11 protein-coding genes are annotated in these 14,556 nt (G+C 74.2%); 6 read left to right on the top strand and 5 right to left on the bottom strand.

Annotated features, from left to right (window positions below):
- Positions 1 to 45: 45 nt before the first annotated feature.
- A complete protein-coding gene (locus ACL03H_RS22885) occupies positions 46 to 843 on the bottom strand; it encodes an exodeoxyribonuclease III (RefSeq protein WP_412813365.1) in 798 nt (265 codons plus the stop codon).
- A 261-nt stretch (positions 844 to 1,104) separates the two neighbouring features.
- Here ACL03H_RS22885 and ACL03H_RS22880 point away from each other — a divergent pair, with 261 nt between their 5' ends.
- From ACL03H_RS22880 to ACL03H_RS22855, 6 genes are all read left to right on the top strand, one after another.
- Complete coding sequence (locus tag ACL03H_RS22880) at positions 1,105 to 2,016, top strand: helix-turn-helix domain-containing protein (RefSeq protein ID WP_412813364.1); 912 nt, start codon at positions 1,105 to 1,107, stop codon at positions 2,014 to 2,016.
- Positions 2,017 to 2,304: 288 nt separating this feature from the next.
- Entirely contained in the window at positions 2,305 to 2,541 is a 237-nt protein-coding gene (locus tag ACL03H_RS22875) for a DUF397 domain-containing protein (protein ID WP_412813363.1), read from the top strand.
- Positions 2,542 to 2,597: 56 nt separating this feature from the next.
- Positions 2,598 to 2,954 (top strand): hypothetical protein, encoded by a 357-nt coding sequence (locus ACL03H_RS22870; protein WP_412813362.1) that lies wholly within the window; start codon positions 2,598 to 2,600, stop codon positions 2,952 to 2,954.
- A gap of 296 nt (positions 2,955 to 3,250) precedes the next feature.
- On the top strand, positions 3,251 to 3,991 hold the full coding sequence (locus ACL03H_RS22865) for an ATP-binding cassette domain-containing protein (protein ID WP_412813361.1): 741 nt from the start codon (positions 3,251 to 3,253) through the stop codon (positions 3,989 to 3,991).
- Positions 3,992 to 4,217: 226 nt separating this feature from the next.
- The gene (locus tag ACL03H_RS22860; protein WP_412813360.1) at positions 4,218 to 6,923 is read left to right on the top strand and encodes a hypothetical protein; all 2,706 of its coding nucleotides are present in this window, start codon (positions 4,218 to 4,220) and stop codon (positions 6,921 to 6,923) included.
- Between the two features lie 397 nt (positions 6,924 to 7,320).
- Complete coding sequence (locus ACL03H_RS22855) at positions 7,321 to 9,333, top strand: hypothetical protein (protein ID WP_412813359.1); 2,013 nt, start codon at positions 7,321 to 7,323, stop codon at positions 9,331 to 9,333.
- A gap of 242 nt (positions 9,334 to 9,575) precedes the next feature.
- On the opposite strand, the gene ACL03H_RS22850 is transcribed toward ACL03H_RS22855, so the two are convergent.
- The 4 genes from ACL03H_RS22850 to ACL03H_RS22835 all read right to left on the bottom strand — a co-directional run bounded on the left by ACL03H_RS22850 (position 9,576) and on the right by ACL03H_RS22835 (position 14,532).
- Positions 9,576 to 11,987, bottom strand: a complete 2,412-nt coding sequence (locus tag ACL03H_RS22850; RefSeq protein ID WP_412813358.1) for a right-handed parallel beta-helix repeat-containing protein — start codon at positions 11,985 to 11,987, stop codon at positions 9,576 to 9,578.
- A gap of 308 nt (positions 11,988 to 12,295) precedes the next feature.
- Entirely contained in the window at positions 12,296 to 12,910 is a 615-nt protein-coding gene (locus ACL03H_RS22845; RefSeq protein WP_412813357.1) for a type VII secretion system-associated protein, read from the bottom strand.
- Positions 12,907 to 13,524: a type VII secretion system-associated protein gene (locus ACL03H_RS22840; protein ID WP_412813356.1), complete on the bottom strand. Its 618-nt coding sequence runs from the start codon at positions 13,522 to 13,524 to the stop codon at positions 12,907 to 12,909. The genes ACL03H_RS22845 and ACL03H_RS22840 overlap by 4 nt, the downstream gene beginning before the upstream one ends.
- A gap of 51 nt (positions 13,525 to 13,575) precedes the next feature.
- A complete protein-coding gene (locus ACL03H_RS22835) occupies positions 13,576 to 14,532 on the bottom strand; it encodes a hypothetical protein (RefSeq protein ID WP_412813355.1) in 957 nt (318 codons plus the stop codon).
- Between the last annotated feature and the right edge of the window lie 24 nt (positions 14,533 to 14,556).

Below are 14,556 nucleotides of genomic sequence, written 5' to 3'. Positions count from 1 at the left end.
CCACCCTCGCGGCTCCCCCGCGCCCCGGGCAAGCACCCGGTGCGCTCAGGTCGCGTAGGTGGCCGTGACCGGCGCGTGGTCGCTCCAGCGCTTGTCGTAGCTCGGGGCCCGCTCCACCCATGCCTCCACCGCGCGCTCGGCGAGGCCTGGCGACGCCACCTGGTAGTCGATCCGCCAGCCGGAGTCGTTGTCGAAGGCCTTGCCCCGGTAGGACCACCAGGAGTAGGGCCCGGGCCCCTCGGGGTGCTGGGCGCGCAGCACGTCCACGTAGCCGAGCTCGTCGAAGACCCGGCTCAACCACGCCCGCTCCTCCGGGAGGAAACCGGCGGACTTCCGGTTCGCCTTCCAGTTCTTCAGGTCGATCTCCTGGTGCGCGATGTTCCAATCGCCGCAGACCAGCACCTCCTGGCCCGCCTCCCGCGCGCGGGCGCGCAGGGACGACAGGTACGGCAGGAACTCGGCCGTGAAGCGCTCCTTCTCGTCCTGGCGCTCGGTGCCGACCTCACCGCTGGGCAGGTAGAGGCTGCCGACGACGAGGCCGGGCAGCTCGATCTCGGCGTAGCGCCCGCTGCCGTCGAACTCGGCGCTGCCGAAGCCGATCCGGGAGGACAGCGGCTCGGTGCGCGAGTACAGCGCGACGCCGCTGCGCCCCTTGGCGGAGCTGGGCGCCAGCAGCGGGAACCAGCCGTCCGGCTCGCGGACCGCGGCCGGGAGCTGGTCGGGCTCGGCCCGGGTCTCCTGCAGGCACAGGACGTCGGCCGAGGTGCCCGCGAGCCACTCGGTGAAGCCCTTCTTGGACGCGGCGCGCAGGCCGTTGACGTTCGCGGTGGAGACGGTGAGCACGAGATCGGAGCCTAGCCGCCCCACCGACGCCCCGGACGTTGCGCGGGGTGCGCGAGAGCGCGGATACTGATCGTCGCGGCCGTCCTGGGGAGGACTCGCGCGCTCGGCGAAGGGGACCGATCGCCGATCGGGTGACAAATCGATCATGGTGCGACTCGACCTGCTGGAACGGTTCACAACCTTCGTAGGTAGTGCGACGAGATGGGCTAGACTGCCGTGCTTGGCAACCGTGCGTGCCGGAGGCACGACGATGCGTTGGGGATGTCGACCGTGCGGAATGCAGGAGGCCTGGACGTGACCACGGATGGAGCCGCGACCGGCGGCCCCACCGCCCGCCGGCTGGTCCTGGGGAACCAGTTGCGCCGGTTGCGCGAGGCCAGCGGCATCTCCCGGGAGGACGCGGGTTACGAGATCCGCGGGTCCGGCTCCAAGATCAGTCGCCTGGAGCTCGGCCGGGTGGGGTTCAAGGAGCGCGACGTCGCGGACCTGCTGACCCTGTACGGCGTCACCGACGAGACCGAGCGCGGCTCGTTCCTGGAACTGGTCCGCCAGTCCAACCGGCCGGGCTGGTGGCACCGCTACTCCGACCTGGTGCCGTCCTGGTTCCAGGACTACGTGGGCCTGGAGGAGTCGGCCTCCCGGATCCAGACCTACGAGATCCAGTTCGTGCCCGGCCTGCTGCAGACCGAGAACTACGCGCGGGCGATCGCCAGCCAGGGCCGCCCGGAGGCCGTCGAGGACGAGGTCGAGCGCCGGGTCCGGCTGCGGATGCACCGCCAGCGCCTGTTCACCCAGCCGAACGCCCCGCGGCTGTGGGCGGTGATCGACGAGTCCGTGCTGCACCGGCCGATCGGCGGCGCCGAGGTGCTGCTCGAGCAGATCGATCACCTGCTGGACATCACCACGCTGCCCAGCATCTCGTTGCAGGTGCTGCCGTTCGACCTGGGCCGCTCCGGGGCGGAGGGCGCCTTCACGATCCTGCGGTTCGCCGAGCAGGAGATCCCGGACATCGTCTACCTCGAGCACCTCTCGGGCGCGCTCTACCTGGACAAGGCCGAGGACGTGGAGATCTACAGCAAGGTCAGCCACCGCCTCGCGGTCGACGCGCAGACGCCGGAGGCGACCCGCAGGACGTTGCAAGCCACGCGCAAGGCCCTCCGCGCGGCGAGCTAGACCCCACCATCGCCGTTTCATGTGATGTGCGGCACACTTTCGGTGAAGCCGTGACGCGGCTCTCCGCGGTGCTCGACCCTGCACGAAGCCGTAAGCAGGATTAATCTGCGATTGTGCTCGCAATAGTTGGACGCTCTGTGATCACTTTGATCCGAACCGTCACCTACCCGGGCGGTCGTGCGTCTGCACGTGCATTCATCATTCCAACGTTCAGTGATACGGTCCTTGCACGATCGGATGCACGTGCATCTGGTTGTTGCAAGCAGTCGGGGAAAGGCTGGAACTTCGATGCCGGAGATCCGAAACGGAATGATCGCGGGGCAGCTGCCCGAGGTCGCTTGGCGCAAGAGCCTGCACAGCGGCTCGGTGGGCAACTGCGTGGAGCTGGCTTCGCTGCTGGACGGCGACATCGCCGTGCGCAACTCCCGCTACCCCGACGGCCCCGCTCTCATCTACACGCGGGAAGAGATCGCGGCCTTCGTGTCCGGGGCCAAGGACGGCGAGTTCGATGACCTGATCGTCTGAACCTCGGCCCTCTCCCGCAATCGACCAGCGCTCGCGCAGAACCCCTCGGTGGCGTCATGAACGACATTACGGACGGCTTGCAGGCACTCATCGCCCGCGACTTCCACTTCGCGCACCCCCGCGATGCGAACGGCGCCCTGATCGCCGTCGTCGGCATCCGGGCGCACCACGGCGTGATCGACATCGTGCAGCTCTACGGGGAGGACGAGGCCGACGCCGCCCGCATCCCGGGAGACGAGCCGGACGTGCTGTTCCCGAAGACCGTGCTGTGGCGGACCACCGGTTCCGCGAACGAGGTCATCGAGGCCGCGCTGGCGCTGGCCGACCCCGAGCCCGAGCGGAGCGCCGCCGCCAAAGGTTGCTGGGTACCCACCCACGCCGGGCGCTCGACCTGGCTGGCGGCCTCGGCCTGATCCCGGCCCGCCAGGCACCTGACCGCGACCACGTGGCCGCGGCCCCCGCACCGGGGGTCGCGGCCACGTGGCGTTCGGTCGCCCCATCGGCCTAGGCCGGTCGGCTCGCCCCGGTGCGGCCCGCGAGCAACCCCGGTGCACCCGGCACGTCTGACTAGGCAGAGGCACGTGCGCCCGATCTCGTCCGAGCGCGGGAGGACTCCGGCCGAAGGGATGATCCGCCCGCGCTCCGCGGTCGGCGACGGTGGAGGCACGCCGGTGAACGTGCCGGGCACGACGACGAGGAGGAGGACTCGGTGTCCGCGAGAGGCCCGATGAGCGACGGCGCGATGATCGCCGACGGGATCACCAAGGAGTTCGGGACGGCCCGCCGACAGGTGCTGCGCGACGTGAGCCTGCGGGTCTTCCCCGGTCGGTGCACGACCGTGCTCGGCCCGGCGGGCTCCGGGAAGTCGGTGCTGCTGCGCTGCCTGGCCGGTCTGGAGCGGCCCACCCGCGGTTCCGTGCGGATCGCCGGCACCGAGCTGACCCGCCTCGGCGAGGCGGCCCGGACCGAGTTCCGCCGGGAGCGGGTCGGCGTCGTCTACCCGCGGCAGAACCTGCTGCCCGCGCTGGACGTCTCCGACAACCTGCTGCTGCCGCTGGACACCGCTGGGCGGCGCCCGGACCCGGAGCTGATGGAGCGCGCGCTCGACTCGCTGCAGGTGCGGGAGCTGCTCGCGCGCTGCACCCCCTCGCTGACCCGCGCCGAGGAGCTGCGCGTCGCGGTCGCCCGGGCCGTGCTGCACCAGGCCGACCTGCTGCTGGTCGACGAGCCGACGGCCGCGCTGGACGTGGTGACCGGCAGGCACCACCTGCGGCTGCTGCGGCGCTGCAGCGAGGAGTTCGACCTGCCCGTGGTGCTGTTCTCCGCCGACCCGGCCGCGGCGGCCTACGCCGACCGCGTCGTCGCGCTGCGGGACGGGCGCGTCGTGGAGGAGCGCGAGCGGTCGGAGGGCCGCGGCCGCCGCACCGGGCGGGCCGAGCACATCGCCTGATCGACGCGCGTCGCACCGCTCCCCTGCCGGTCGGTGCTGAGCAACCGGCGACACCGCGAACGGCGGATGCGATCATGAGCGCTGCGCGGAGCGCCGTGCGGTGCCCGCCCTGCCTACCGAACACCGCGCCCGGTGTCCCGACAGCCGCGCCCGACGGGTGGATCGACCGATCTCCGGCGGGCCGCGGCCGGTGCGACCGTCGAGCGCGCACGACGAGAGCGGGTCGATGTCAGAACCGGAAGCCGCACCCCTCCGGGTCCGCGATCTCATCGTCCGGTCGCAGGGTTCGACGGTGCTGATCCTGCACTCCTCGGGCGGCGACGAGACCGAGCTGCGGGTGTTCGGCGCCGTGCCCGTCGCGCCCGGCGACGGTCTGGTGCTGGCCGCCGCGGACGCGGTGCGCGCGAGCGGGTTCCGCACCGCGCTGCGGCACGCGAGCCGGATGGCGGTCGTCGCGGCCGCGCGCGCCAGGGCGTCCGAATCGGACTCGCCCCGGCTGTGGCTGGCGGTCTCCGGAGCGGGGCGTCCGGACGGCCGGGGCCGCTGCGCCGCGCAGAAGATGGCGCGGGAGTTCTCCGTCGAGGTGTACGCGCCCGACGGGCCGATCACCTTCGTCGCGGGCGGTTCGATCTTCACCGGCGCCGATCACCACGGCTGGGTCCGGTTCCCCTCCGGCGGTGGGGCGGGCGAGCTGCGCAGCGCGCGCTACCCGCAGCCGCCCTGGGAGACGCTGCTGCCGCGCGGCGCGGTGCACGACGGCGGGTTGCACGCCGAGCCGGTGCCCGCCGGACTCGCCGCGTCCGCGACGGCCGAGGCCGCGGCGGCGGAGGTCTGGCACGCGGTGGCCGTGTCCGCGGAGCACCCGCGCGTCGTGCTCGGGTCGCCGCAGGGCCCGTCCATCGCGGCGCACCAGGTGGCGGCGTTGCTGCGGCGCTTCCCGCACTCGGTGCGGGAGCGGATGCAGCTGGTGCCCGCGAGTCCGGAGACGTCCTCCCCGCAGTGGCTCGGCAAGCTGGCCGCGCTCGTCGGGCACGACGTCGTGGTGGCCACCGGCCTGATCCGGCACGGCCTGCGCGCCGAGTTCACCTTCGTGCCGGACCAGCGCGGCGGACCGAGCTGGCTGCCGTTCGCGGCGCTGCTGCGGTACTCCCGGGACGGGCGGGTGGATCCGGTGCTGGCGGGCGCTCCGCCGCGCGGTTGGCGGCCCGCCGGGCCGTTGCGGTTCCGCTGGGGCGGGACGACCGAGCCGCACCCGACCCCGCACGAACTCGTGGCGAAGGTGGTGCCCGCAGGGCTCGCGCTGCTGCCCGCGCCGCAGGCCGGGATCTTCGGCGCGGCCGACCGGCTGGCCTTCGAGCCGGACCAGCTCACCGTGGCGCTGGGCTGGCCGTGCACCCCGCTGCCCGAGGGAATCCCGGTGGCGCTGCACCGGTTGTTGTCCGGGTTGGACGCCGAGCAGCTGGCGCGGGTGCGGTTGCTGGTGCTGGGCATCGCCTCGGAGGCGATGCGCGAGCAGGTCCGGGCCGCGGCGGGGCCGTTGGCGGATCGGCTGCGATTCCCCGCGGTGCTGCCCGCCGAGGCCGGGTCGGGCGCCCCGGCCCCGGGCCTTCCGGTGCCGGACGAGCTGGACCTGGTCTCGGAGCCGGTGACCGGGGAACCCGCCCCCGCCGGACCCGCTCCCGCCGGACCGGCCGCCGTCGAGACCGCGCCGGCGGCCGAGGAACCCGAGGACGGCCCGGCGCCGCTGAAGTCCCTGGCCACCCGGCGGATTCCGCTCACCGGCCTGCTCCCCGCCGGGGCCGGGATCCCCGTCGCGGTGCGCGCCGGATCCGCGGCGGAGGTCCCGCGGATCTCCCCCGAGGTGCCGCTGACCCCGCTCGCCGGGGCGGCCCAGCTCCCGAAGCGCCAGCCCGGCGCTTCCCCGCTGTCCCGGCAGTCCCGGCAGCGCCGGGAGCGGCTCAACGCCGCCGCGGCGAAGCGCGCGGAGAAGACCGACTCGGTCCGGGTCACCCAGCTGGCCACGGCCACCGCCGCCACGGAACCGGCGGCACCCGCCACCGGGCAACCGTTCGCCGTCGAGGAACCGGCGGCGGCCCCAGCCGACCGCACCACACGGCTGCCCGCGTCCGCGCTGCGGCGGCCGTCCCGGCGCGCCGGGACCGGCTCGGCCCTGGTGCCCGCTCCCGCGCTGCCCGCCTTCCTCGCCGAACGGCCCAGCAGCGAGCAGCAGCGCGCCGCGTTCGCCCAGCACGCGGGTACCGACTTCGAAAGCGGCTCGGAGGCGGTGCGCGCCGCGCTGGCCGGCTCCGACGGCGAGGTCGCAGCCCGCCCGGAGGCCGACCTGGTGGCCGTGCACCTCTACCTCGGCTCCGGCGAGTTCGGCGCGGTCTCGGTGAACCGGGTGCTGCGCGGCCGGGAGCGCGACGAGTTCGGGGATCACGCCGCGTGCCTGATGTCGGGCCTGCGCGGGCTGCCGGTGCACGGCGGCCCAGTGCACCGGCTGGTGGAGCTGGACGCCTTGGAGGTCTACGAGCCGGGAATGCTGGTGTCCGAGCCCGGATTCCTCAGCGCCAGCGCGGAGGCGGTGTCCGCCGAGGGGTGCGCGCAGGTGCTGCTCTGGTCCCGCGGCGCCCGGGACGCGGCCCCGCTGGGTGGTCCCGGTGCGGAAGTGATCTTCCCGGCCGGGGCCCGGTTCGCCGTGCTGGACGTGGATCGCGGGGTGGACGGTCCGGCGCTGCTGCTGCGGGAGCTGGACCCGGCGGAGGAGCCGGGCGACGACCCGGCGACCGACGCCGAGCACCTCGAACTGATGCGCCTCGCCCGCAAGCAGCGGCGGACGGCGGCGAGCACCGCGCCCGGGGACGCGACGGCGCGGTTGATCGATCCGGTGGGCTTCGTCCCGGACGAGCTGCCGGAGCCCGCGGCGGACTAGCGCTCCAACCGAGGGAAACCCCCCGACAGCACCGGAACCCGCGATTCCGCCGCGCCGCCGTTCCCGCCCCCGCGCGGCCGACGGCGTCGATGAGCTGCACCGACACCGTTCACCGAGCCGCGGGGCCGTGGTTCGCGGAGCGTGACCGAAGCTCGCGCCGAGGAGCGCGGAAGGGACCTCGCGAGACGGCTCGCTTCACTCGTTCGGTGCTAGTGTGCACAGCAGTGCACACTGGGCGGAGCCGCAGCCGGACACCCCACGGCGAGCCGCTCGCCCGAGCCGAGCGCAGGTGGCGCCGGAAGTCCCGGAACAGCTGGTCACCGCGAGCGGTCCTCCGACGCGACGGCACGCGCGGACCGCTCGTGGACCTCCGAGCGCGGAGAACGAGAGCGAATCGATGTCAGACCCCGACGAATCCGGGACCACGCGGGTTCGCGACCTGGTGGTGCGGGCGCACGGCTCGACGGTGCTCGTCCTGCACCGGTCCACCGCTGACGAGGAGAGCGCCGGGCTGCTCGGCGCCGTGCCCGTCGACCCCGGTGACGGCCTCGTGCTCGCCTCGCCCGCCGCGGTCCAGGCGGGCGGGTTCCGCACCGCGCTGCGCAAGGCCTGCCGGGCGGCGGTGAGCGCCGCCGAGCGGACCCGCCGCGCGCCCGCCGACCGGCCCCGGCTGTGGCTGGCCGTGCCCGCCCTCGGCGAGCGCGGCCGCGGCCGGCCGCAGGGCCAGAAGCTCGCGCGCGAGTTCGATGCCGAGGTCTTCGCCCCCAGCGGCCCGGTACGCCTCGTCGCCGGGGGTTGCGTCTACGCCGGGGACGAGGACCACCGCTGGATGCGGTTCGTCGAGGACGCGCCCGGCGAGGCGCACGGCACCCGGTATCCCCGCCCCGGCTGGGAGGACCGGCTGCCGCGCGGCTCGGGGTACGACGGCACGCTGCACCTGCGGCCGGTGCCCGCCGGGCTCGCGGCCGTGCCGGGCGGCGGCGAACCCCTGCTCGAACTGGCGAAGTGGATCCCGTTCTCCGCCGACCGCCCCCGGCTGGTGCTGGGCGGTCGTGGTCTGGTGCCGCACCAGGCCGCCGCGCTGCTGCGGCGGTTCCCGGAAGCGGTGCGGACGCGGATGCAGCTCGTGCCGCTGGACCAGGCGACGGCCACCGGCGAGTGGCGGGCGGAACTGGTGCGGATGCTCGGGCACGAGGTGGTCTCCACCGTCGGTCCGCTGCAACGGCAGGGCGAGGCGGACAGCGCCCACCTCGTCGACGTCCTGGGGGCTCCCACCTGGCGACCGTTCGCCGCCGCGCTGCGGCACGGGCCGGACGGGCGGGTCACGGTGGTGCAGGCGAATCCCCCGCCGCGCGGTTGGGTCCCGGCCGGGCCGCTGAGCTATCGCTGGGGCGGCTCGACCGAGTTGCAGCCGACCCCGCACGAGATCACCGCGAAGGTGGTGCCCGCCGGGCTGGCCCTGGTGCCCGCGAGCAAGGCGGCGTCGTCGATGGCGGCCGACCGGCTCGCCTTCGAACCGGACCGGCTCACCATCACGGTCGGGGTGCCGTGCACCGCCGTGCCGGAGGGCGTCGCGCTGGCGCTGAACCGGGTGCTGAGCGGGCTGGACCGGGAACAGCTGGCGCGGGTGCGGATCCTCGTCCTCGGGGTCGCCGACCGGGCGGCGCGCAGCGCGCTGCTGGCGGCCTCCGGCGAGCTGCGCGGGCGGATCGCGTTCCCCAAGGTGCTCGCGGCGGACCTCGGGCACGAGGAGCAGTCCACGCTGCGGATGCAGCGGACCGCGGCGGCGCCCGCCGAGGCTCAGCGGGTGGAGCGCACCCAGGTCATCCCGTCGGCCGCCGTCGACGCCCAGGCCGGAGCGGACGCGCGGGTGGAGCGCACCCAGGTGATCTCGCGGGCCGATCTGGCGGTGTCCGCTGTCGAGGAGACCGCCGAGGTGGCCGCGGTCGAGGACGCTCCGGTCGAGGAGGAGTCCGCCGCTGTCGGCGAGGGGACTCCCGGCGTCGAGCGGACGGTCGTGGTGGACCGGTCCGCCGTCGAGCAGGCCCTCGCCGCGGCTCCGGCCGAACCCCCCGCCGCCTCCGCACCCGCCGCGGAGGAGCCCACCGGCGAGCAAACCCCGGCCGAGGCGGCGCCCCCGACCGCTGCCGGACCGCCGAACATCACGATGTCCAGCGGCCCGGCGCCCACCTCCGGCGAGACCGTGCGGGTCGACGTCGCAGCCCTGCGCACCGCCGCCGGGACGGCGCCCGCCGACCCGGCCGGAGCGCCCCGCGAGCCCACCACCACCAGCTCGGCACCGACCGAGTCGGCGTCCCCGACCGAGCGGACGGCCGCGCTCCCCCCGGTCTCCCCCGAGGACGACGCCGCCACCGAGCGGCCCGCGACCGCCCACGCCAGCAGCACCTGACCCCGCTCCCCCTCCCGGATCCCGTTCCCGAGGGGACGACATTTCGCGAGAAATCGCGCCCCCGGCCACCCCGCTCGCCGGCCGGGCGCCCGCGATTTCGCGCGAAATCGGGGTTCGCCGCAACGGGGTGCACCGACGTCGCATCGTCCGGGCCGCGGGGACGCGCTCGATCTCCCGATTTCACGCGAAATCGCCCCGCACCCGGGTGGGTGGGGGCGATGTCGCGGGAAATCGCGGCCGGGTCAGACCAGGGAGGTGTCGAGGTCCTCGGCCTTGAGAATGGTGAGGTCGTCGGCGACCACCGAGGCCTCGGTCGCGAGGCGGGACGCCTGGCGGTCGGTCATCGCCTCGAAGACGCGGCGGGCGGTACGACCGTTGCCGAAGGTGCCGTCCTTGGGGATGGCCTCGAAGTACTCCAGCAGGACGGTGACCGCGTCCGCCTCGAGCTCGTAGTCGTGCTTGCGGCACTGCGACTCGACGATCGTGACCAGTTCCTCCGGGGAGTAGTTCGCGAACTCGATGGTCCGGCTGAACCGGGACTCCATGCCGGGGTTGGCGCTGAGGAACTCGCGCATCTCGTTGGAGTAGCCCGCCGCGATCACCACGACGTCGTCGCGGTGGTCCTCCATCAGCTTCACCAGGGTGTCGATGGCCTCGCGGCCGAAGTCCGGTCCGCTGCCGCCGCGCCCCGAGCTGAGCGTGTAGGCCTCGTCGATGAACAGCACCCCGCCGAGGGCGGTGTTGAACGCCTCGGTGGTCTTGATCGCCGTCCCACCGATGATCTGCGCGACGAGGTCCGCCCGCGCGACCTCGATGAGGTGACCGGAGCGCAGCACGCCGAGTTCGGCGAGCACCTGGCCGTAGAGCCGCGCCACGGTCGTCTTGCCGGTACCGGGAGCCCCCGCGAACACGAGGTGGCGGGCCATCGGCGGCGCCGAGAGACCGGCGTCGACGCGGCGCTGGGCCATCTTGTTCAGGTTGACCAGCGAGGTGACCTCGCGCTTCACGCCGTCGAGGCCGACGAGCCGGTTCAGCTCGCCCAGCGGGTCGGAACCGCTCGGCGCGCGGTCCCGCATCTCCTGCGCGGGCTGGTCGGCGGGCTTCTGGTCCGCGGTGGCAGCCGCCGAGGTGCCGTAGGCGTCCTGCGCGGCGTTGCCGCCGCTGATCAGGTTCTCCACCGTGATCTTCGAGCTGGGCTTGAGCTGCCGGACGCCGCTGCCCCGGTTGTCGCGGACCGTGCAGCCGGACAGCTGCACCGAGTCCTCGGTCTCCAGGTGGACGCCGTCGGAGGCGCTGCCGGTGAACTCCGAGTCCGTGATGGAACCCGAGGAACCGGTGGCGAAGTGGCAGCCCACCTTCCCGCTGCCGTGCACCCGGCACTTGCTCAGCGAGACGTCGGCGCCCGCCCCGGCGCGCACGCCGTCCCCGGCCGACGCGGTGATGTCGCAGTTCGCGAGCGAGAGCGCGGCGTCGTTGACCTCGACCCCGGACGCGCCCGCGCGGCGGACGCTGAGGCCGCTGACGGCGGGCCGCGCCTCGCCGGTGACCTCCAGGCCGGCGCCGCCGGTCTGGTCGATCTCGATGTTCTCCAGCCGCCCGCGCGCCCCGGTGTCCACCGCGATCGCGGCGCCGTCGCTGCCGACGACGCGGAGCCTGCGGAAGAACGGGTCGGAGCCGTCGTCCACCCGGACGCCGCCGGTGCAGGCGGAGACGTTGGTCTGGTCGAACTCGGGAACGCTGCGCTCCGTCACGCCGATGCCGATTCCATCCACATCGGACACCTCGCAGCGGCTGATCTCGCCGGAAGCCCGGCCCGCGAAGTGCAGGCCGCGCCCGCGGGCGCCCTGCACCTGGCAACCGCGCATGATCGGCGCGCAGGACTCGGCGACGTAGATGCCCTCCGCGCCGGCGCGCTCCACCCGGCACTCCTCCAGCCGCACCGACTCGGAGCTGGCGAGGTAGAAGCCGATTCCCTTGCAGTCCAGCACGTTCAGCCGGGTGGCGTTGAGCTGGGCGTGCTGCTCCACGGCGATGGCGGGCTTCGAGGTGCCCGCGACGGTGGTGTCCTCCACCGTGATCCGGCCCCGGCCGTTGAGGCAGATCCCGTTGCCGGCGGCACCGCGCACGGCGCAGGCCCGCACGGTGAGCCCGCCGCCGTCGGCGACGACGACCGCCGAGGTGCCCAGCTCCAGCAGCTCGCAGGAGTCCAGCACGCCGCCCTGCGCGGAGGTGACCACCACTCCGGCCCCGACCTGGTTGCGCACCTTGCACTCGCGCATCAGCACGCTGCCGGAGTCGCGGGCGTAGATGGAGGCCCAGCCGCTCGCGCGGACCTCGCACTCGGTGAGGGTGAGCTGACCGGCGGTCGCGAGCACCGCGGGGTTCTCGCCGTCGATCGCGTCGATGGTGACCCCGGACAGCGCGGCCGAATCGGCGGACAGCGCGACCGCGACGCCCTTGTGCGCGACGATCCGGACGGTGCCGGGACCGTCCTCCGCGGTGATGGTGATGGCCTTGGTCAGCACCAGGTTCTCGGTGTACCGGCCCGGACCCACCACGATCACCGCACCCTCGGACGCGCTGTCGACGGCGTCGCCGATGCTCCGGTGCCCCTGGCCGGTGCCCTGGGTGACCATGATGACGTTCTGGCTCACGTTCCCGGTTCCTCCGTACTCACCGTGCGTGCGACCGATGCGTTCCCCGCTGAACGGCTCCCGGCCACCTGCGGGACGTGGCGGCGCCCCGGTCCGATCCGGGCCCTGGGGCGATCCGGGTCGCGGGGCGCGACGGGCGCGTCCACGATGACCGCGCACCGGTTGGACCGGTGGTTCCGCGGCTCGCTGCGGCAATGCACTCAGTCATAACCGCCGCCCTGCCGCCACGAGGGCTCAGGGGCCGGTGGGCCGCTGTTCCTGGGGACATCCTTCATGGGCGATCGCGAGGGCGCCGCCCTGGTCACACGCTATCCGATCTCGGTCTGCAGCGGTCCGCGGGCGGCCTCGTCCGGCTCCGCCGCGAGATGCTCCCGCAGCGCGTCGGCGGACAGCCGCATCGAGGCGGGCGAGTTCGGGTTCAGCAGCACGTCGACGCCGCTCTCCGGCAGCGCCTCCCCGATCTCCGCGGCGTGGGTGCCGCGCCAGTCGGCGGCCTCGACCCGGTCGCGGTGGATCGGTGCGGTCACCACGAGCACGCACGCCGCCCCGTCCGGGGCGCGGTCGACGACGGCGACGCCGTTCTCGTCGATCGCGATCTCCAGGGCGGTGTCCTCCAGCACCGACAGCAGCGCGTCGGCGCCGTAGTCGGCGCTGATCATCATGCGCAGCACCGCGTCCACCGGGTCGCTCGGGGAGTCCGGGCCCAGCGGGCGGTAGGCGGGGTTGGCCTGGAAGCGGCCCCAGCTCCCGTCCATCCACATCGGCCAGCCGCCGAGCAGCGACTCGCCGGGCGGCTCGGACTCCTCGTCCTCGGGGGTCCAGGCCGGGTCGGTGAGCATCATCCAGTCGGTCGGCGTGGACTCCTTGTCCGGTTGCGGAGCCACCTCCGGACCGGTGTCCAGCTGCGGGATCGGTTCGCTCATCGGGACTCCTCCGCCGGGTCGATGTGCCAGGCGAGCAGCCGGAGCTCCTCGCCCGCTGCGGTGGGCAGGCTGGTGCGCGCCGAGGCCACCTGCTCTGCCGAGAGCTCGCGCGCGGAGCGGATGAAGTCCGCCACCAGCCGCAGCGAGCCGGGGCTGCCCGGGTTGAACAGCACGTCGGTACCGGCGGGCAGCAGGTCGGCGAGGCCGTCCACGCCGGTGCGCCACCACGAGCCGACCCGGTCGGAGTCCAGCCGGTAGCTCGGCGAGGTCGCGACCAGCAGGCAGGCGACGTCGTCGGGCGAGCGCACCACGAGCGGGCCGCCGCCGGGGCCTAGCGCGACCTCCAGCTCGCTGTCGCGCAGCAGCAGCCGCAGCTGGTCCGGTTCGGCGCGGCGCGCGGTCAGCATCCGGAACAGCCCGTCCAGCGGATCGGCCGGGGCCTCCGGATCGGTGGGCGCGTAGCCCGGATTGGGCCGGAACCGGCCCAATTCGCCGTCCTCGCCGACCGGCCACAGGCCCATGATCGATTCGATCGGGGGCTCGGTCTCCTCCGCCGACGGCGCCCAGCCGGGGTCCATCAGCAGGTACCAGCGCGAATCACCGGTGACCGGCATGCGCGTCCTCCTCACTCCCTGCCGGGAAAACTACTCGCACGGCGATGCCGCTCAGGATTCGAGGAGGTGCCGCACGGCCCGGTGGGTGCTCACCGCGTCGAGCCGCGCGGGCGGGCCGTCGACGGCGCGGATGTGCTCCAGGAAGTGCTCGTCGGGCGCGAGGCCGTGCTCTTCCAGGTAGTAGGCCACGGCGTCCGGCCAGAGCCACACGCCGTCGCCCCGGTAGCTGGTGGGCACGACCTCGCCGCGCTCGGGCTCGACCACGTCCTCCAGGACCGCACCGGTGCTCAGCAGCACCTCGCCGGCCCGCAGGTAGGCCAGCGCCGCCTCGCGCTCGGCGCCCTCCAGCAGCGGGTGGTTCGCGTCGAACTCGGGGCCGCGCTCGGGGTCGACGCGGTCGAAGACCCGCGCGATCCGCAGCTCGACCGGCTCGGTGGAGGCCCAGGTGAGGGTGCCGCGACCCCGGGCGGCGCGCTGGTAGGCGGGCGCCTCGACCGGGCCGACGACCTCGATCCGCGGCACGTCCGGGTGGTCGGCGAGCGCGCGGTGCAGCTCGCCGCTGAGCCGGGGCTGATCGCCGGACTCGTCGACGGTGACCACGAAGACCGGCAGCGGGGATCCCTCGCCGCGCGCCGGGCGGCGCCAAGCGGTCCAGAGGCCGAGCGCGGCCGGGTTGCGGGCGAGCACCGCGCTGAGCGCGGCGGTGGCGTCCGCGGTCCGCTCCGGCGCCTCATCGGCGTCGAACAGCCACACCGAGGGCGGGGTCTCGTCGACGATGGGGATGCCGGTGAACACCGCCGAGGCGGCGTCGTCCACGAGCTCGCTGAGCAGTCCGGCCTGGGCGATGGTCACCGAGACCTTGTCCCGCGCGAGCAGCTCGCAGACCGAGCCCGCGACCTGGCCGACGACGCCGGTGGACAGGACCTCGCGAGCCGAGGCGAGGAAGTCGTCCGGCACCCGCCCCGCCAGGTGCAGCAACAGATCGTGCATTCGATCGGCAGTGGACACCGCGCACTCCTCCCTCTTCTGCCC

Origin of the sequence: Saccharopolyspora antibiotica (assembly GCF_047200635.1) — a bacterium.
In the GTDB taxonomy this organism is placed as follows: domain Bacteria; phylum Actinomycetota; class Actinomycetes; order Mycobacteriales; family Pseudonocardiaceae; genus Saccharopolyspora_C.
Note: the sequence above shows the minus strand (reverse complement) of the source record. Positions and strands in the feature narration are given on the sequence as shown.